Genomic DNA, 18,121 nt, shown 5'->3' with positions numbered 1-18,121 from the left:
GGATGGCCTGGATGCTGATGAGGGAAAGTGAAGGCTCTTTGGATGGTTTTTCGGTGCATGACACCACGCCATAGCTGGGTACATTGAGGCGTGTGCATGCCTTGATGCACGCACCTCGTGGTGACCTAACCCCTTAACCTGTAGCAATGAAGTTTTCGCGATGTGCCTGGGCTGGCTCGGCCTCTCCAGGCGCCCCGCCAGTGCATGCGATGAAAATCCAAAAAAGCTGTCTCAACGCTCACTTTGCACAAGCGAGACATAGAAGCGTATGAACACAAACTCCCCCATCGCTATGACCTCCCCGGTGGGACCTGATTTTCTGCTCACCGACGATGACTTCTCCAAAATACGCTCATTCATTCATCAGCGTGCAGGCATCGCATTGGGTGTGCAAAAGCGGCAGATGGTGTATAGCCGTCTGTCGCGGCGCCTGCGAGAGCTCAGGCTCAAGGAGTTTTCCGCCTACCTGAGACTGCTGGAGTCCGACCCTCACAGCGACGAGTGGCAGTCGTTTACCAACGCACTGACCACCAATTTGACGGCTTTTTTCCGTGAGGAGCATCACTTCCCGGTACTGGCGGCGCATGTCAAAACATGTCCTCAGCCGATCACCGTGTGGTGTTCTGCGGCATCTACCGGGGAGGAGCCCTACTCGATTGCCATGACCTTGATTGAGGCCTTGGGGGGACGGGCCGGCTCAGCCACCGTGATCGCTACGGATATTGATACTCAAGTGCTGGCCAAGGGCGTGGCAGGCGTGTTTACGGCAGAACAGGTGAGCAAGTTGTCGCCCGAACGGCTGAGGCGATTTTTCCTGAAAGGCTCAGGCGCGCATGCCGGCAAGGTAAGGATACGTCCGGAAGTCGCCGCGATGGTGAAGTTCGAGCGACTCAATCTGCTGGATCCAAAGTGGGCATTGAGCGACACCTTTGACGCCATCTTCTGTCGAAATGTGATGATTTATTTCGACAAGCCTACGCAAGGAAAAATCTTGCAGCGCTTTGCTCCGCTGATGAAGCCGCACGGCTTGCTATTTGCCGGGCATTCTGAAAATTTCGCTTTTGCCAACCAGACCTTTAGGCTGCGTGGGCAGACGGTTTATGAGTTGACCGCTGGCCGCTCCAAGGTGGTGACATGATTTCGGTCGATATGGAGCAGGTTGCCTCGCGTCATTACTTTGACCGCGAGTTTGGCGTATCGGCGGTGAAACTGTTGCCCGGAGAGTATTACGTCACTTCGGAAGATATGGTGTTGACCACCGTGTTGGGTTCATGCGTGTCGGCTTGCGTGCGTGATCGCACTGCCGGTATTGGCGGCATGAATCATTTCATGCTGCCTGACGATGCGGACCCGACCTCCCGGGATGCCGCGGCGGCCATGCGTTACGGTGCGTACGCCATGGAGGTGCTGCTCAATGAATTGTTCAAAGGCGGCGCCAGGCGCGAACGACTCGAAGCCAAGGTCTTTGGTGGCGGCGCTGTTCTGGCCAACATGACGATGCTCAATATCGGTGAGCGAAACGCCGATTTTGTGCTGCGCTATCTGGAGATGGAGCAGGTCCGCGTTGCGGCGCAAGATCTGCGCGGCAAATTTCCGCGTCGCATCAACTATTTTCCTGGCACTGGCCTGGTGACGGTGCGCAAGCTGCGTCAACAGGGCGACGCCTTGCTGGTGCAGCACGAAGAGCAGGAGTTGGCGCAGGTTCTGTTGAACCAACGCGGCCGTAACAGGGTGGAGCTGTTCGATACGGGCGTACTTCGCAACGGTAATAAAAAGAGGGCGTTGAGCGTATGACGGTAAAAAAAATCAAGGTGCTGTGTGTTGATGACTCGGCGTTGATACGCAGTCTGATGAGCGAGATCATCAACAGTCAGCCCGACATGGTGGTGGTGGCGACCGCTTCGGATCCGTTGGTGGCACGCGATCTGGTCAAGCAGCACAACCCTGACGTGATGACGCTGGACGTCGAGATGCCACGCATGGACGGCTTGGAGTTTCTGGAAAAACTCATGCGCTTGCGTCCCATGCCGGTGGTGATGGTCTCTTCGCTGACCGAGCGGGGATCGGAAGCTGCGCTGCGGGCTCTGGAGCTTGGTGCCATTGACTTTGTGACCAAGCCGCGCCTTGGCATACGTGATGGCCTGCTGTCATATACCGATCTGATTGCCGGAAAGATACGGATTGCTGCTGCGGCCAGGTTGCTGCCCGCCAAGCGTGTCACGACGGGAGTGGCGCCCGCCGCAATGGCCGAAGCCCCGCTGCTGCGCAGCCCTTTGCTGAGTACCGAAAAGCTCATCATCATAGGCGCCTCCACCGGCGGCACTGAAGCGATCAGAGAGCTGTTGCAACCGCTGCCGCCGGACAGTCCGGGCATCTTGATTGCCCAGCACATGCCGGCAGGCTTTACCCATTCTTTTGCGCAGCGTCTCAACGGCCTGTGCCGTATTGCCGTTTCGGAGGCAGTGCATGGTGAGCGGATATTGCCGGGCCATGCCTATATTGCGCCGGGCGGCTTTCACCTGTCGCTGACGCGCAGCGGCGCCAATTACGTGGCGCAAGTGGATCAGGAGCCGCCGGTCAACCGGCACCGTCCCTCGATTGATGTGTTGTTTGATTCCGCCGCCAGACATGCCGGAAAAAATGCCATTGGCGTGATCCTCACCGGTATGGGGCGTGATGGTGCCGATGGCCTGCTGCGCATGCGCCAGGCGGGAGCGCATACGCTGGCCCAGGATGAGGCCAGTTGCGTGGTGTTTGGCATGCCGCGTGAAGCGATTGCCATAGGGGGTGCTAGCGAGGTGGCGCCGTTACAAGAAATGAGTCAGCGTGTGATGGCGCATCTGAGGTCGTTTGGCGAGCGTGCCAACCGGGTGTAGGGCCAGGGTGGATGGTTTGAGTTGTTAGTCAAATTTTGGAGTGAACGTGGTAGATAAAAATATCAAAATTCTGGTCGTGGACGATTTCCCGACCATGCGTCGGATTGTTCGCAATCTGCTCAAGGAGCTCGAGTTCGTCAATGTCGATGAGGCTGAAGACGGCGCTGCCGGGCTGGAAAAGCTCAAGGGCGGTAACTACGGCTTTGTGGTGTCCGACTGGAATATGCCGAATATGGATGGTCTGGCCATGCTGCAGGCGATTCGTGCCGACCCTTCGATGTCCAAACTGCCGGTCTTGATGGTGACGGCAGAGGCTAAAAAGGAAAACATCATTGCGGCGGCTCAGGCCGGTGCAAATGGCTACGTCGTCAAGCCATTCACGGCGGTCACCCTGGAAGAGAAAATCACAAAAATTTTCGAAAAAATCGGAAAAGAAGGTGCTTGATATGACGCAGGAAGCACTTTCCAGTCCGTCTCCCGGGGACTCTGCGGAGCAGTTGGTTCATCGCATAGGACAACTGACCCGCCAGATGCGCGAGGGCATGCGTGAGCTGGGTCTGGACAAGAGTATTGCCAGGGCCGCTGAAGCCATTCCGGATGCGCGTGACCGGCTGAGCTATGTGGCTCAAATGACCGAGCGGGCAGCCGAAAGAGCGCTCAATGCGATTGACGTCGCCCAGCCCATTCAAGAGCGCTTGTCCAAGCAGGCCAATGGCCTGACGCAACGTTGGGATGTCTGGTTTGCCAGCCCACTGGAGCTCGATGACGCACGTGAACTGGTGCTGGACACCCGCAGCTATCTGGCGGAGGTTCCGCAGCAGGTCAGCGCGACCAATTCCCAGCTGATGGAAATCATGATGGCGCAGGATTTCCAGGATTTGACCGGCCAGGTCATCAAGAAAATGATGGACGTGATCAAGGACATGGAGACGCAGCTGCTGCAGCTTCTCATCGACAACGCGCCTCTTGAAAAACGCCAGGAGAGCGGCCACGGCCTGCTCAACGGCCCGCAGATCAAGGCGGGCAATCCTGAGGCCGTTGGTGATCAGGGGCAGGTCGACGACTTGCTGGCCAGCCTTGGTTTTTAAGCTGAAACGCGCTCCTGATTGCGCAAGAAGCAGGTCTATCGCCGGTTTGTTTGCCCGATCAATTCAAGGCGCCTGCTTCAATAATCTTTGAAGTCGGGCGTTTTTTTTCGTCTGATGCTCCGGAGCATTGATGGCGGAAGAAAGTGATCTCGAAAAAACCGAACCGGCCTCACCCAGGCGGCTGGAAAAGGCGCGTGAGGAAGGCCAGGTCGCGCGCTCCCGCGAGCTGGTCACTTTTGTCATGCTGACCACCGGCATTAGCGCCCTGTGGCTGATGGGCGAGATGATGGCCAACCATTTCGGCAGCGCCCTGCGCAATGGCTTGCAGTTCGAGCGCGCTTCCGCCTTTGACCCCTCGCACATGATGGTGCAGGCGGGAACCGCCGTGCTGCATGCGCTGCAGGCACTGATGCCTATGCTGGCCATGATGCTGGTGGCCGCGCTGGTGGCGCCCATGGCGCTCGGCGGCTGGCTGTTCTCAAGCAAATCCCTGGCGCCAAATTTTTCAAAACTGAATCCGGTGGCCGGCATTGGGCGCATGTTCTCCGCTGAATCACTGGCCGAGCTGGTCAAGACCATCGTCAAGTCTTTGCTGATCGGTGGGGTGGCCTGGTGGGTGATCTCGGACAATCTGGCCGCCATCATGGCCTTGCTGAGCGAGCCGGTGCGCGCTGCGCTGCCACATACCTTGAAGCTGGTGGCCACCAGCTGCGCATTGATCACGGGGGCCTTGCTGCTGGTCGTGGCTATTGACGTGCCCTATCAGCTCTGGAACCATATTCGCAAGCTGCGCATGTCGCGTGAGGACTTGCGGCAGGAGCAAAAGGAAAGCGACGGCGACCCGCAGGTCAAGGCCCAGATTCGTCGCCAGCAACAGCAGATGGCCAAGCGCCGGATGATGGCCGAGGTTCCCAAGGCGGACATCATCGTCACCAACCCCACCCACTTTGCCGTGGCGCTCAAATACCACGACAAGGACATGCGTGCGCCGCGAGTGGTCGCCAAAGGCACCGATTTGGTGGCCTTGCGCATTCGTGCCATGGCCGAAGAGAACAAGGTGCCTATTCTTGAAGCGCCACCGCTGACCCGGGCGCTGTACCGCCACACCCAATTGGGCCAGGAGATTCCTGTCGCCTTGTATGCCGCCGTGGCCGAAGTGCTGGCCTGGGCTTATCAGCTCAATCGCCAACACAGCGAGGGCGGCGTGGCGCCCCGCGCGCCCACGGACTTGCCGGTCCCTGAATCACTAGACCCCTTAGGAAATGCCGCATGAGCGTGGTGAATAAATTGTTGCAACTGCCCAAGCAGATGTTCGCGGGCAACCACGGCAAGGGGCTGGTCGGTCCGATTCTGATCATTCTGATTCTCAGCATGATGGTGTTGCCGCTGCCGCCATTTTTGCTGGACCTGCTGTTCACCTTCAATATCGCCTTGTCCATCATGGTGCTGCTGGTCAGCATGTACACCATGAAGGCGTTGGATTTTGCCGCCTTCCCCGCCGTGCTGCTGTTCACCACGCTGCTGCGGCTATCGCTCAACGTCGCTTCGACCCGCGTGGTGCTGATGGAAGGCCACACCGGCCCGGATGCAGCCGGTAAAGTGATTGAGGCTTTCGGCCACTTTCTGGTGGGCGGCAACTTCGCCGTCGGCGTCATGGTGTTCATCATTTTGGTGGTGATCAACTTCATGGTGATTACCAAGGGCGCCGGCCGGATTGCCGAAGTTGGTGCGCGCTTCACGCTGGACGCCATGCCAGGCAAGCAGATGGCGATCGATGCCGATCTGAATGCCGGCTTGATTGGTGAAGACGTGGCACGCAAACGTCGTGCCGAAGTGGCGCAAGAGGCTGACTTCTACGGCTCCATGGACGGCGCCAGCAAGTTTGTGCGCGGCGATGCGGTGGCCGGCCTGCTGATTTTGGTGATCAACATCATTGGCGGTTTGATCGTCGGCATGGCCCAGCACGGGCTGTCATTTTCGGAGGCAGGTACGACCTACACTCTGCTGGCCATTGGCGATGGTCTGGTGGCTCAAATTCCTGCCCTGGTGATCTCCACGGCGGCGGGTGTGATCGTGTCGCGCGTCACCACCGACGAGGATGTGGGCGGACAGCTCACCGGTCAGCTGTTTGCCAATCCACAGGTGCTGTTTCTGACCGCAGGCGTTATCGGCCTGATGGGCCTGATTCCGGGCATGCCGAATCTGGCTTTCCTGATCATTGCGGGCGGCCTGATCTGGCTCGGACGGCGTGTGATGAAAGGTGGCGCCAGCGCTGCCGGCGCCGCGCTTGCACCACCACCGCCCCCGCCCGCTGCGGCGGAACTGCAGGAGGCTACCTGGGACGATGTGGCGCTGGTGGATCCGCTGGGACTTGAGGTCGGCTATCGCCTGATCTCGCTGGTGGATGGGGCGCAGAACGGCGAGCTCCTGGGGCGCATCAAAAGCATTCGGAAAAAGTTCGCCCAGGACATCGGCTTTCTGGTGCCCGTGGTCCATATCCGGGACAACCTCGAGATCAAGCCGAACGCCTATGTCGTCAAACTCAAAGGGGTGGAGATCGGTCATGGCGAGGCCTTTCCCGGTCAATGGATGGCCATCAATCCGGGTCAGGTCAGTGCGACGCTGCCGGGTACGCCGACCAAGGATCCAGCCTTCGGCTTGCCGGCCATCTGGATCGACGGCAGCTTGCGCGACCAGGCGCAGATCTACGGCTACACGGTGGTTGACGCCAGCACCGTGGTGGCCACACACCTCAATCACCTGATTCATGCCCATGCGGCCGAGTTGCTGGGACGCCAGGAAGTGCAGCAGTTGCTCGATCGCATCGGCAAAGAGTCGCCCATGCTGGTGCAGGACCTGGTGCCCAAAGCCTTGTCGCTCACGACGCTGCAGAGGGTGCTGCAAAACCTGCTGGATGAGAGCGTGCCGATTCGAGACATGCGCACCATTCTTGATGTGCTGGCCGAGAATGCGCCGACGGTGAGCGACACCACGGAGTTGAGTTCCTTGATCCGCCTGGCACTGGCGCGCGCCATTGTCCAGCAAATTTTCCCGGGCAATGAAGAGCTGAAGGTGATGGGGCTCGACAGTTCGCTGGACCGCGTGCTGCTGCAGGCGCTGAGCAACAGCCAGGGTCTGGAGCCAGGGCTGGCCGACAACCTGCTGAGGGAAACCCAGGCGGCGATCACACGGCAGGAGAAGTTGGGCTTGCTCCCGGTCCTGGTGGTGCAGCATCCGCTGCGCGTCCTGTTGGCCCGCTTTCTGCGCCGCAGCCTGCCGCAGCTCAAGGTGCTTTCTCACGCTGAAATACCCGACACCAGAACCATCAAGGTCACCGCCACGATTGGAGCAAGAGTGTGAATGCCAGAACGGAATTGAGTATGGAAACTTGCAAAATTGTCGCGCCCTCCAGTCGCCAGGCACTGCGCCTGGTGCGCGAGAAGCTGGGCCCCGATGCCATCGTCTTATCCAACCGGGTGACGGCAGAAGGCATAGAAATCGTGGCAACGCTGGAGGAAACCATTGCCGCCATCAGCGCCACGGCGACGTCAGTCATTGTTCCCCGCACGCTTGCCGTGGCCGCCCCGGCAAACAGCAAAACCGCGGCGCCAGCGCCTGGCGATGGCGACAGCGTGTTGCGGGAAATCCATTCGATGCGCGGCATGATTGAAGAGCAGCTGGCCGGCATCGCCTGGAACGAGGCGCAAAGGCGCGACCCGCTGCGCGGTCAGTTGCTGCGCACCTTGCTGGGTGCTGGCTTCAGCGCACGCCTGGCCAAAGACCTGTTGGCCAATCTGCCCACGGGCCAAAACTATGCCAGTGGCATGCACTATGTCAAATCCGCCATGGCGCGCCAGATGCCCATGCTGGAGGATGAAGACAGCCTGATGGATGAGGGCGGCGTCTACGCTTTGATGGGGCCAACAGGGGTGGGCAAGACCACCACCACGGCCAAGCTGGCGGCGCGCTGCGTGATGCGTTTTGGCGCCGACAAGCTGGCCCTGGTCACCACCGACAGCTACCGGATTGGTGCTTACGAGCAGCTGCGTATTTACGGCCAGATTCTGGGCGTGGTCGTGCATGCCGTCAAAGACGCCGTCGATCTCGAACTGGTGCTGTCAGACCTGAAAGACAAGCACATGGTGCTGATTGACACGGTAGGCATGAGCCAGCGCGACCGGGCCGTTTCCGAGCAGATTTCCATGCTGTGCGGCGCCACTCGTCCGGTCAAGCGCTTGCTGCTGCTCAATGCCTCCAGCCATGGCGACACGCTCAATGAAGTGGTGCAGGCCTATCGCCATGGCGGGCAGGCCGGCAGCGGCGACCTGACGGGGTGCATCTTTACCAAGGTCGACGAGGCCACGCATCCGGGGGCGCTGATTGACACCGTGATCCGCCATCAGCTGCCCATTCACTATATTTCCAGCGGCCAGAAGGTTCCCGAGCACCTGATGCTGGGCGACCGCGACATGCTGATCGACAGTGTGTTTCAGGCCAAAAGTCAAAGCGCCCTGTTTGTGCCTGGCGAGGCCGATCTTGACGAGCGGCCAGCGGCACTTCGCAATGAGGCGCAAGTGGCGGCGGCGCAAGCCGTCAGTGAACGCCTGCGTTCGCAGTGTCAGCAACTGATACGAACGCTGGCTCACGATGTCCAGGAGTTGACCGCCAATGCGACGGCGCTGGCCGAGGGCCAGATCGGCTTTGAGGAGACACGCGTGCTGTGGCGCCAGCTCGCCGATGCGCAGCTTGGGGAGCAAGCGCTGGCGCAAACCCTGCTGGCACAGGCCGGCGCCCAAAGCCGTGTCAATTGCAGCGACTACATCTTGATGAGCGGTGGCGAAGTCAGCCCGTCATCGGGCAAGAAGGGCGGCGCTCGCGTGCCGGTCAGCATGCTGCTGTCGGATAACACCGGCTTGCCCTTTGCCGCGCTGCCGGGCAAGGGCGTGCTCGACCTGGGGCAAGCGCAGGCCTTGGAAAAACCGGTGGTTCATCTGTTCGCCGCTATCCCGGCATTCCGGCAGATCCATGAGTGGCGCTCCAGCGGCCTTCAGTGGGTGGCTTGTGCGCCAGCCAACCTTCGGGTTATGAGTATGGCAAGCGCCAGCCCGGAAACGCTGGGGAAACTGGCCGAAGGGCTGTCATTCTCTGCCCCGCGGCCTGTCATGTTTAGAAAAAAATCGGCCTTGCTGTCGGTGGCCGAAGCGTGGGTGAGCTTGCGTCCCGACCCTAAGCATGAGGGTTCTCAAGAGGCAGCCCATGCCTCCATGCTGCGCTGCGTGGTCAGGCGTATTGTTGACGCGCAAAGCGGCAAGCTTCTGGCGCACAGCTATGTGCTGGCCAGTGCTGACATTCAGGCCAGCGCGCAGCAGATCGCGCAGTGGCCGGCTTGGCAGCGTGCGGCCGAGGCTTGCTTCAAGCTGATCAGTCAAGGGTTGCTGCAGCTGGGGGACAGCGGCGCAGCCAGTCCGCTTGCCCTGCGCAATCGCGTGCTGATTGCCGCGCAGGCTTGCACCACGGTGCTGCGCTTGCAAAACGCGCCAGGGGATTGGGCTGAAACGGCGCGCAATGTCTTGGCGCAGCTGGCCGGTCGATCGCTTCGTTCCGGCCGCGCGGTGCCGGGGGCTGCGCTGTTTGAGGGCCTGGGCAAACTCTTCGTGCTGCTGGATGCCTTGGAGAGCGATGGCTCTACCGTGTCGCCGCAGTCCGACATGGCTGCGGTGCAGGGTTGAGGGCATCGCCGTGAGCAAAGTGGTGACCGATCAGGCCGATGGCCTGCGACGTTTGATGGCCAGCAGCCTGGGGCGGCTGGTGGTGGTGCTTGGCCACGAGCCGGCCGCGGGCGCCGCGAGCGTCGCGCAGAATCTGGCGGCCGCCCTGGTGCAACAAGGCCAGGATGTGCTGCTGCTCAATGAGCACGACGGGCCGCAGCCAGGCGCCCTCCAGCGCGATGGACGGCTGGTGCTGGTCGATGCCAGGCTTGACCAGGATGGCGCGCTGTCGCCATTTGCCGCGCAGGCGGACAACGTCATGGTGGTGTTGCAGCCGCATGCCGCATCCATCACCCAGGCCTATGCCTGCATCAAAAGGCTGCATTACGCCCACGCCTTGCAGCGCGTGCGCGTGCTGGTCAACCAGGTGGCCGACGAGGCTGAGGCCAAACGCATTTTGGAGAATCTGGCGCGCACCGGCAGCCGCTACCTGGCCGTGGCGCTGGAGCCCGCCGGCTGGGTCAGAGCCGACCCGCTGCTGCTGCAGGCGCAGCGGCTTGATTTGACCGTCGTCGAAGCCTTTCAGAGCAGTCCCGCCGCCAGGGATTTTCGGCGTATCGCTGCCGATTTGCTGCAGTGGCCCTACCTCCCGGCGGGCCGGCGAACGCCGGCTACGTCTGCCGGGGCGAAGGCCTCAGGAGACGCCCGTGCGGTGTGCGAGATGCACTGATATGTGGCGGCCAAAGACTGAATCCCCCTCTCGTTAAGAAAGCAGGAGTCATCCTTCATGTATACCTCCCAGGGAAAAATCGACAAGTCAGGCTCATCCGATTTGCTGGCCCAGTACGCGCCATTGGTGCGGCGCCTGGCCTTGCAACTGATTGCCAAACTGCCGGCCAGCGTTGATGTGGATGACCTGATCCAGGCCGGCATGCTGGGTTTGCTGGATGCGGCCAGTCGGTATCAGGATGATCAGGGCGCCAAGTTTGAAACCTACGCCAGCCAGCGCATTCGCGGCGCCATGCTCGATGAGCTGCGTGCCAACGATTGGGTCTCGCGTGGTTTGCGCCGATCTTCGCGTAGCGTGGCCACGGCGGTTCATGCCCAGGAGCAAAAACTCGGGCGCGCCCCCACGGAAGGCGAGATTGCGCAAGAGTTGGCGCTGCCACTGCCGGCCTATCAACAGCTGCTGCAGGAGATCCACGGCTGCCAGCTGGTTTATTACGAAGACTTTGAACGCAACGACCAGGAAAACAGCTTTATCGACCAGCAATGCCAGGGCGAGCTGCGCGATCAGGTCGGCGACCCGCTGGCCCGCTTGCTGGAAAGCGGTTTGCGCCAGCGGCTGATTGCGGCGATTGAGGCGGTGCCCGAGCGTGAACGCCTGCTGCTCAGCCTGTACTACGAAGAGGAACTCAATCTGCGCGAAATCGGCGCCGTGATGGAGGTCAGCCAGTCGCGCGTCTGCCAGTTGCATAGCCAGGTCATCAGTCGCCTGCGCGGGCTGCTTGCCGAGCCGCTCTAGTTGCAAGGCCGGTGGTGAAAGCGCCCAGGCGCAGCAGCTTGAAAGCTGAAAATTTGATGAAAAGTGAGTTTTGCGCAATAGGGGTGGGCGCAGGCAGCTACTAATTTCATAGTAAGCTGCGGCCGGCGGCCCGCCCGCGTCCAGGGCCTTGAGCCTATCGGTCTAGGCGCTCAGGTAGCGCGTGCGCAGCGCCGGGTCGCTTTCCAGTTGGCCTGAAGTGCCAGACCAGGCGACCTGACCTTTTTCAATGATGTAGTGGTAGTCGGACAGCGCCAGGATGGGGCGGATGTTCTTGTCAATCACCAAAATCGCCATGCCCTGCGTGCGCAGCAGCGCCAGCGCGCTCCAGATTTCCTGGCGCACCAGCGGTGACAGGCCTTCGGTGGCTTCGTCCAGAATCAGCAACTCGGGATTGGTCATCAGGGCGCGGCCAATCGCCAGCATTTGCTGCTCGCCGCCAGAGAGCTGGTTGCCGAAGTTGCTGGCGCGTTCCTGCAGCCGGGGGAACAACTTGTAGACGCTTTGCAGCGTCCAGGGGCTGCTTTTTTCCGGGCGGGGAATCGCCGTGGCAATGAGGTTTTCGCGCACGCTCAGATTTGGGAAAATCTGCCGGCCCTCTGGCGTCAGACCTATGCCGGCCTTGGCAATGCGGTGCGGCGGCTGGCCATGAATCGGCTGGCCCTTCCAGAGCACTTCGCCTTTCCACGACGGCAGCAAGCCCATGATGCTCTTGATGGTGGTCGACTTGCCCATGCCGTTGCGGCCCAGCAAGCTGACGCACTGGCCGCGCTGCACCTGCAAGGCCATGCCAAACAGCACCTGGCTGGCGCCGTAGCCGTTGTCCAGGCCGCTGAGGGTTAGTAATTGGTCGCTCATGCCGGAATCTCCTCCTCGCCCAGGTAGGCTTCGCGCACCAGAGCGCTTTCGCGTACCGCCTGCGGGCTGCCGCAAAACGCCACCTTGCCTGCCACCAGCACGCTGACGCGTTGGGCCAGGGCAAAGACGGCTTGCATGTCATGCTCTATCAGCAAAATGCCGTAGCGCGAGCGCAGGTCCAGCAGGATTTGCGTCATCTGCTCGGACTCGCTGGGCCCCAGGCCGGCCATGGGCTCGTCCAGCAGCAGCAGCTTGGGCTGCATCGCCAGCGCCATGGCCAACTCGATCTGTCGCTGCTGCCCATAAGCCAGCACGCCGGCCAGACGATCGCGCTGTGTGTGCAGGCCCAGCAGGCTCATCACCTCATCGGCCTTGGCGACCAGCGCCTTGTTGCTAGTGACGGGCTGCCAGAAATGCAGGTTGTGTCCCTGGGCCGCCTGTACCGCCAGCAACACGTTTTCCAGCACGGTAAAGCTCGCAATGATGGAGTTGATCTGGTAGGAGCGGCCAATGCCGGCGCGTGCGCGCCGTGCCACGGCCCAGCGGGTGATGTCCTGGCTGCCCAGCGTGATCTTGCCTTGATCGCAGGGGACTTCGCCCACGATCTGGTTCACCAGCGTGGTTTTTCCGGCGCCGTTGGGGCCAATCACCGCGTGAATCTCGCCCAGATGGATATCCAGGTCCACATGGTCGGTGACGAGCAAGCCGCCATAACGCTTGACCAGGCCCCTAACCGATAGCAACGCACTCATCAATGACCTCCCGATGCAGGGACGGACTCGCCCTTGTCAGACAACAAGCCCCACAGACCGCGCTTGAGGAAGACCACCATCAACACGATGGCCGGGCCAAGAATCAGCGGCCAGTGCTCGGTGTAGAGCTTGAGGAATTCCTCCACCAGCAGCAAAGCCGAAACGCCGACGATGGGCCCGAACACCGTGCCCAGGCCGCCCAGCAGCACCATCACGATCAATTCACCAGACACCATCCAGGCCATGTAGGCGGGCGAGACGAAGCCCGTCAGGTTGACCAGAAAGTAGCCCGCCAAGGCGCACAGCTCGGCGGAAATAACGTAAACCAGCAGCCGGTAGGGCAGGCTGGACGTGCCCACGGCATTGACGCGGCGTTCGCTGGCCTGGCTGGCGCGCAATACCAGGCCAAAGCGCGAAGCCACCAGACGCGAGATGAGGAAAGCCGTGGCGATGACGCAAGCGGCCAGGGACAAGTAGAGCGCGTAGGTGTTGCCGGTCAGGAAGCCGAAATCACTGGCGCGCTCCAGCCGCAAGCCATCGTCGCCGCCAAAGCCCTTGAGACCGACAAAGACAAAGTAAAAAAGCTGGGCAATGGCGAGCGTGATCATGATGAAGGCTATGCCCTGGGTGCGCAAGGCGACCCAGCCCAGCGGCAGCGCCACCACGGCGGTCACGCCCAGCGCCACCAGCAGATGCAGCCAGCCTGCATGAAAGCCTAGAGCCGACAGTATGCCGACCGAATAAGCCCCCAGCCCGATATACATGGCGTGGCCCAGGCTGACCATGCCGCCAAAGCCCAGCGCCAGGTTCAGGCCTAGCGCCGCCAGAGAAAACACCAAAATGCGCCCGAACAGCGTCAGGGCATAGACGTCTTTGGTGATCCATGCATAGACAGGGACCAGCAAGAATGCCGCCATCACCAGGATGGCCAGCAAGGGTCGAATTTTTTTCATGAATTGATTCTGAAGATGCTTGATGCGCCGTTAGCGATTGCGCACAGGGAACAGGCCGTTGGGTTTGAAGGCCAGCACCACGATCATCAGCAGGTAAACCCCGATCGAGGCCAGCGCCGGTCCGGCTGTGTTGGCGATGCTGGGCTCAAACAGTTTGTTCAGCAAGGTTGGCATCAGGGCCCGGCCCAGCGTGTCAACCACGCCCACGACCAAGGCACCCAGAAAGGCTCCGCGTATAGAGCCTATGCCGCCGATAACGATCACCACCAGCGTGAGAATCAGGATGGGTTCGCCCATGCCCGGCTGTATCGACAGGATGGGGCCGACCATGGCGCCTGCCAGTCCGGCCAGACCCGCACCCAGCGCAAACACAAAGCGGTTGAGCCAGCCAATATTGACGCCCAGCGCCGACACCATGCCGCGGTTGCTGGCGCCAGCCCGGATCAGCATGCCGATGCGCGTGCGTTCAATCAGCAGGTAGAGCCCCAGGCCCACCAGCAGACCGACGCCTATGATGGCAAAGCGGTAAGCTGGGTAGTTAAGCCCCAGCAGTTGAATCGAGTCGGCCAGCAGTGGCGGCGCATCCATGAACAGGGGGGCGTTGCCCCACAGCACGCGTACCAGTTCGTTGCAAAACAGCACGATGCCGAAGGTGGCCAGCACCTGGTCCAGATGGTCGCGCCGGTGCAGTATGGACAAGCCCAGCGCGTCGGCGACAGCCCCCAGCACAAAGGGCCCGACAAAGCCCGCCGCGATGGCCAGCCAGAACGAACCGGTATGGCCGTAAATGACAGCGGCAAAGTAGGCGCCGAACATGTAGAGTGAGCCATGCGCCAGGTTGATGAAGTTCATGATGCCAAAGACCAGCGTCAGGCCGGCCGCCATCAGGAACAGCAAAATTCCAAACTGCACGCCGTTCAGGGATTGCAGAATGATCAAGTCCAAACTCATGCGGTCTCCAGATGGCCGTTGTCTTTTTCGTGCAGGCCCATCAGGCGAAAAATCGCCCGAGTAAGCACACTGGCCGGGTTGTTTAGTTGCAAGATGATGTCGTAGTGGTTGGTGCCCGGCATGGCCAGGTAGTCCCCGGCAAAGCCGCGCTGACGCCAGGCCTGCAGGTAGTCATCGGACTGGCGTTTGAACTCGGCCGTTTCAGTTTCGCCATAGGACACCAGCAAGGGGCAGCCTAGGCCTGGCAAATGCGCCATCGGGCTGTTGCGCAGTGCGTCGGCTGGCGACAGGTGCATCCATTCGTTGATGTGCGTATGCACCAGCGGCTCCAATTCAAACAGGCCGCTCAAGGGGGCTGCGCTTTGCACGACATCTTCCGGCACGCCGTAGGCTGCGTGCCAGCCACCGGCCAGCAGCATGCCGACCAGATGGCCGCCGGCCGAGCTGCCGCAGACATGGATGCGGCGCGCATCGCCATGGTGCCGGGCAATATGTCGATAGACCCAGGCCAGTGCGCGGCGCGTCTGGTCCACGATGCGGTCCAGCGTGACGGCAGGCGCCAGCGAGTAGTTGATGCTCACCACCGTGGCGCCGGCCGCCGTCATGGCCGGTGCCATGAAGCTGGAATCGCTCTTGGAAAGAAGCCGCCAATAGCCGCCATGGATGAAGAAAAACACCGGCGCGTCTGGCTGGGCCGCCGGGAAAATATCCAGCGTTTCGTCGGGGTGGTCGCCGAAGGAAACGTCGAGTACGCAGGGCAGCGCGGCCCTTGCCGCCGCGCTTTGTTCGGCATACTCGCGAAGAATCGGCATGATGTCAGCCACCGTACCGCGTGCGTTGTATTGCACATCCAGTTCAGCCTGTTCGAAGTCACGGTACAGCGGCATAAATCACCAACTTATTTCATCTGGCATTGACTGGCCAAGTCATTGCGGTGCTTGATATGGATGGGGCTCTTGGTGGCAAAGGCCGCGCCATTGGCATCTTTCACCACGTCAACGCGGTAGAAGTTGGAGATAGGGAACTGATTGGTGCCAAATTTGAAGGCGCCGCGCACCGATTTGAAATCGGCTGCCTTGAGCGCTGTGCGCAAGGCTTCCTTGTCGCTCACATTGCCCTTGGTTTTTGTCATGGCCGAGTCGAGCAAGTTGGCCGCGTCATAAGACTGCGCCGCGTACATGGAGGGTGAGCGCTTGTACTTGCTTTGAAACGCGGCCACAAACTGTTTGTTCTGCGGGTTGTCCAGGTCAGGCGAGTAAGGTGCCGAGGTGATCGCGCCTACGGCGAGTTCTTTCAGCGCGGGCAGGGTGGAGCCGTCAATGGTAGAGACTGAGACCAGCGGGATTTTCCCGAGCAAACCGGCCTGGCGGTACTGCTTGACGAAGTTCACGCCCATGCCACCTGGAAAAAACACATACACGGCATCCGGGTTGGCGGCCTGGAGTTGTGCGATTTCAACCGAGTAGTCGGGCTGGTTTACCTGGGTGTAGACCTCGCCGATGACGGCATTTTTGTAGTCGCGTTTGAAACCGTTGACGGCATCGCGGCCGGCCTGGTAGTTGGGGGCCATGACGTAGGCGCGCTTGTGGCCCAGGTCCATCATCAACTGGCCACCGGCTTCGTGCAACTCGTCGTTGTCCCAGGAGCTGGAGAAAAAGTTGGGTGAGCAACCGGCGCCAGCCAGCGGCGTCGGGCCGGCGTTCGAACCGAGCAGCAGCACGCCTGCGCTGGTGATGGGTTTGTGAATCGCCATCATCACGTTGGAGAAGGTGACGCCGGTGATCACATCAACCTTCTCTTTTTCCACCAGCTTTTGTGCCACTTGCACACCAACGTCTGGCTTGAGCTGGTCGTCTTCCTTGATCACGGTGACGGGAACGCCGCCAAGTTTGCCGCCTTTTTGTTCAATGGCCAGCATGAAAGCGTCATATTGATCCTGACCCAGCGCAGCGCCTGGCCCTGACAAAGTGCCGATGAAGCCAATCTTGACTTGCGCCGTTGCGCAGGTGCTGGCCAGCAAGATGGCCGAAGCGATCAGGGTGGGATGGATGCGAAATTTCATGCTGTCTCTCCTTGTGTTAATTTTCAAAACGGGACTCAATCTGTGCTTCAACTGCAGGCCCTGGCTCCCGATGGAAGCTGGTTTCGGCATTGCCCACGAGGACACGTAAAACGCATGGCACCATCAAGCAAGAGTCGGGCCTGGTTTGCGGATGGCGTTCTCAATTAACTTTATTAATAAATAGTTTATAAGTAAATTATTTATTTTTCCTCAGTGTCTCCCCTAGTCTTGCCGCGTTATGGAAATAGACACTGACCGATCGTCGGTCAGTCCAGGCCAAAGAAGTGGCGTGCGTTGTTTGCCAGAATGTCTTGGCGCTGTTCGTCAGACAGAAACGCGGCTTCAGAGACAAGTTGGCCAATCTGTGGCTCGCCCAGCGGGAAGGGGTAGTCCGAGCCCAGCATCACGCGTTGTGCGCCCATCACTTCGGTCAACAAATGCAGCGCACGAGGCTCGAACACTGCACTGTCCACGCTGAAGCGATCCACATAGGACGATGGCAGGCGAGGGCAGTCTTCGCGCACGATATCGCGGTGCTTCCAGGCGTTGTCCACCCGTCCCAGCAGAAAGGCAAAAGAGCCTCCACCGTGGGCAAAACACAGTTTCAATGTTTCTGGAATGCGCTCGAAGGCACCAGAAAGAATCAAGGAAAGAATGCCGAGCTGGGTTTCTGCGGGCATGGCGACCAGCCAGGGCAGCATCCACTTTTTCATGCGCTCGCCACCCATCATGTCCCAGGGGTGGGCCAGCACAGGAATGTCGTTGTGGGCGCAATGAATCAGGAAGTCCACCATCTGGTGATCGTCCATGTCGCGATCGCCCAGGTGGTTGCCGATTTGCACGCCCACATGGCCGCTGGCCTTGGCGCGACTGGCTTCGGCGCAGGCCAGCTCTAAGTCTTGAAGGGGCACTTGGGCCAACACCTTGAGACGCGACGGTTTGGCGCTGGCGAACTGAAGCGCATGGTCGTTCATGCGCTGCGCCCAGTCCGCGGCGATCGCAGGAGCTGCGCTGTAGCCGAACATGATGGGGGTAGCGCAGCTGATCTGGATGTCCACGCCCTGCGCATCCATGTCCTCAAGGCGGGCTTGGGCATCCCACAGCACACGACTTACCGGCCGAAAGGGTTTGTCGCCGGCCATGATGTGGCCATGTTCACCGTCACTGGCTATGCGCAGCCAGGGGCCGGTTTGCGCATTCAGCGTGGCTGCCTCGGCACGGCTCAGCTTCGGAAAGTGGTGCGAATGGATGTCGATTTTTTGAGGATTTGTCATGGCAAAGAGGAACACTTAACTTTCAGAACTGCAGCCGCAGGCCTTGCAGGGATATG

The 18,121-nt window shown here is 60.5% G+C and carries 17 protein-coding genes; 10 read left to right on the top strand and 7 right to left on the bottom strand.

Translation table 11 applies throughout. The annotated features are described in order from the left end of the window. Window positions 1-268 precede the first annotated feature (268 nt). The 10 genes from BM160_RS09105 (at window position 269) to BM160_RS09060 (ending at window position 11,197) form a co-directional block, all read left to right on the top strand. Complete coding sequence (locus tag BM160_RS09105) at window positions 269-1,138, top strand: CheR family methyltransferase (RefSeq protein WP_092003844.1); 870 nt, start codon at window positions 269-271, stop codon at window positions 1,136-1,138. Beyond that, on the top strand, window positions 1,135-1,794 hold the full coding sequence (cheD, locus tag BM160_RS09100) for a chemoreceptor glutamine deamidase CheD (RefSeq protein ID WP_092003841.1): 660 nt from the start codon (window positions 1,135-1,137) through the stop codon (window positions 1,792-1,794). Before BM160_RS09105 ends, cheD begins: the two co-directional genes overlap by 4 nt. Further along, window positions 1,791-2,876, top strand: a complete 1,086-nt coding sequence (locus BM160_RS09095; RefSeq protein ID WP_092003838.1) for a protein-glutamate methylesterase/protein-glutamine glutaminase — start codon at window positions 1,791-1,793, stop codon at window positions 2,874-2,876. Before cheD ends, BM160_RS09095 begins: the two co-directional genes overlap by 4 nt. Window positions 2,877-2,922: 46 nt before the next feature. Further along, complete coding sequence (cheY, locus tag BM160_RS09090) at window positions 2,923-3,321, top strand: chemotaxis response regulator CheY (protein ID WP_092004162.1); 399 nt, start codon at window positions 2,923-2,925, stop codon at window positions 3,319-3,321. A gap of 1 nt (window position 3,322) precedes the next feature. Continuing rightward, complete coding sequence (gene cheZ, locus BM160_RS09085) at window positions 3,323-3,964, top strand: protein phosphatase CheZ (RefSeq protein ID WP_092003836.1); 642 nt, start codon at window positions 3,323-3,325, stop codon at window positions 3,962-3,964. A gap of 130 nt (window positions 3,965-4,094) precedes the next feature. Then, the gene (gene flhB, locus BM160_RS09080; RefSeq protein WP_092004159.1) at window positions 4,095-5,237 is read left to right on the top strand and encodes a flagellar biosynthesis protein FlhB; all 1,143 of its coding nucleotides are present in this window, start codon (window positions 4,095-4,097) and stop codon (window positions 5,235-5,237) included. Further along, window positions 5,234-7,324 (top strand): flagellar biosynthesis protein FlhA, encoded by a 2,091-nt coding sequence (flhA, locus tag BM160_RS09075; protein WP_092003833.1) that lies wholly within the window; start codon window positions 5,234-5,236, stop codon window positions 7,322-7,324. The genes flhB and flhA overlap by 4 nt, the downstream gene beginning before the upstream one ends. A gap of 20 nt (window positions 7,325-7,344) precedes the next feature. After that, the gene (flhF, locus tag BM160_RS09070) at window positions 7,345-9,693 is read left to right on the top strand and encodes a flagellar biosynthesis protein FlhF (RefSeq protein WP_177218964.1); all 2,349 of its coding nucleotides are present in this window, start codon (window positions 7,345-7,347) and stop codon (window positions 9,691-9,693) included. 10 nt (window positions 9,694-9,703) lie between these two features. After that, entirely contained in the window at window positions 9,704-10,402 is a 699-nt protein-coding gene (locus BM160_RS09065) for a P-loop NTPase family protein (protein WP_092003827.1), read from the top strand. 57 nt (window positions 10,403-10,459) lie between these two features. Continuing rightward, on the top strand, window positions 10,460-11,197 hold the full coding sequence (locus BM160_RS09060; RefSeq protein WP_092003824.1) for an RNA polymerase sigma factor FliA: 738 nt from the start codon (window positions 10,460-10,462) through the stop codon (window positions 11,195-11,197). 162 nt (window positions 11,198-11,359) lie between these two features. Here BM160_RS09060 and BM160_RS09055 read toward each other — a convergent pair whose 3' ends face one another. The 7 genes from BM160_RS09055 to BM160_RS09025 all read right to left on the bottom strand — a co-directional run bounded on the left by BM160_RS09055 (window position 11,360) and on the right by BM160_RS09025 (window position 18,065). Beyond that, window positions 11,360-12,073: an ABC transporter ATP-binding protein gene (locus BM160_RS09055; protein WP_092003821.1), complete on the bottom strand. Its 714-nt coding sequence runs from the start codon at window positions 12,071-12,073 to the stop codon at window positions 11,360-11,362. Beyond that, entirely contained in the window at window positions 12,070-12,825 is a 756-nt protein-coding gene (locus BM160_RS09050) for an ABC transporter ATP-binding protein (RefSeq protein WP_177218963.1), read from the bottom strand. Before BM160_RS09050 ends, BM160_RS09055 begins: the two co-directional genes overlap by 4 nt. Continuing rightward, window positions 12,825-13,778, bottom strand: coding sequence for a branched-chain amino acid ABC transporter permease (locus BM160_RS09045; protein WP_092003813.1), 954 nt, complete (start codon window positions 13,776-13,778; stop codon window positions 12,825-12,827). The genes BM160_RS09050 and BM160_RS09045 overlap by 1 nt, the downstream gene beginning before the upstream one ends. A 30-nt stretch (window positions 13,779-13,808) precedes the next feature. Further along, window positions 13,809-14,729, bottom strand: a complete 921-nt coding sequence (locus tag BM160_RS09040; RefSeq protein WP_092003810.1) for a branched-chain amino acid ABC transporter permease — start codon at window positions 14,727-14,729, stop codon at window positions 13,809-13,811. Next, window positions 14,726-15,616, bottom strand: coding sequence for an alpha/beta hydrolase (locus tag BM160_RS09035; protein ID WP_092003809.1), 891 nt, complete (start codon window positions 15,614-15,616; stop codon window positions 14,726-14,728). Before BM160_RS09035 ends, BM160_RS09040 begins: the two co-directional genes overlap by 4 nt. An 11-nt stretch (window positions 15,617-15,627) precedes the next feature. After that, on the bottom strand, window positions 15,628-16,791 hold the full coding sequence (locus BM160_RS09030) for an ABC transporter substrate-binding protein (protein ID WP_092003806.1): 1,164 nt from the start codon (window positions 16,789-16,791) through the stop codon (window positions 15,628-15,630). Window positions 16,792-17,057: 266 nt separating this feature from the next. Beyond that, window positions 17,058-18,065, bottom strand: a complete 1,008-nt coding sequence (locus BM160_RS09025; RefSeq protein ID WP_092003803.1) for an amidohydrolase family protein — start codon at window positions 18,063-18,065, stop codon at window positions 17,058-17,060. Between the last annotated feature and the right edge of the window lie 56 nt (window positions 18,066-18,121).

It is taken from the genome of Polaromonas sp. OV174 (genome assembly GCF_900112285.1).
In the GTDB taxonomy this organism is placed as follows: Bacteria; Pseudomonadota; Gammaproteobacteria; order Burkholderiales; family Burkholderiaceae_C; genus Polaromonas.
The sequence above is the reverse complement of the archived record's forward strand: the minus strand, read 5'-3'. Positions and strand labels throughout refer to the sequence as shown.